The 777-nt window shown below is 44.4% G+C and carries 2 pseudogenes; both read right to left on the bottom strand.

The window, feature by feature from the left end:
- Nucleotides 1-424, bottom strand: a pseudogene (locus HMPREF2981_RS02955) (hypothetical protein); the annotation flags it as partial.
- Between the two features lie 101 nt (nt 425-525).
- Nucleotides 526-777 (bottom strand): annotated as a pseudogene (locus HMPREF2981_RS10925) (hypothetical protein); the annotation flags it as partial.

Here is a 777-nt window from a genome sequence, read left to right as displayed (position 1 = left end):
CATCCCCAGACCGAGGATATGGGCTAGGACGCATCGGATAGTTCAGACGCATTGAGTCAATGATATTTACGGCATAGATAGCGTAACTATCGTTCCCTAAACGGTCCGCCATCGACAGAACATCCTCAAAATTTTTATAATACACAAACAACCCCTGACGCAGATCAAGCCAATCGACTGCAGTAGCGTATTCATAAGCCCACTCTGTATCGAACTCATGCAAGAAAGAGTCCCAGTCGAAATCCAGGGCTGTTAAAAAACGACGCCCAAAGTCCCGGGCATCTACCACACCGGCACAGTCAACCTCTGCGATATACCACCCTTCACGCTCAAGATAGGGCTTCATACAATTCTGCCAATACCCATCCTCTTCAATGAAGATCGGGGCAATAAAAGGTTTTGAAAGACTATGTTCATACGGCATAAGCTTTTTCCTTTCAGGCTTAGTCAATAAGACGAATAAAAGTTAGATAATGACCTGGACTACGGTCCGTATTCTTTGTTTATGTTAACTTTCAGATGTTCTTATCTTGTACATCGTTTGTTATCGGTGTAAGTGGTACTTTCAGGATACTCATCGGGGTCAGTTATCCAGATACCATTCTTGTCATACAACGGATCTGGAAAACCACTAGGAAAATATTTCTTCTTCCGCTCCTCCTGCTGAGACCAGGGATATACAGCATTGGGACCAGCACAGATCGTCTGATGACCTTCAAAATACTCCTCAACGCGAGGGAGAAAATCTTTCGACACCTCAAGCCCATACCCAAAAAG

Source organism: Rothia sp. HMSC069C01 (assembly GCF_001814655.1).
Lineage (GTDB): Bacteria > Actinomycetota > Actinomycetes > Actinomycetales > Micrococcaceae > Rothia > Rothia dentocariosa.
Note: the sequence above shows the minus strand (reverse complement) of the source record. Positions and strands in the feature narration are given on the sequence as shown.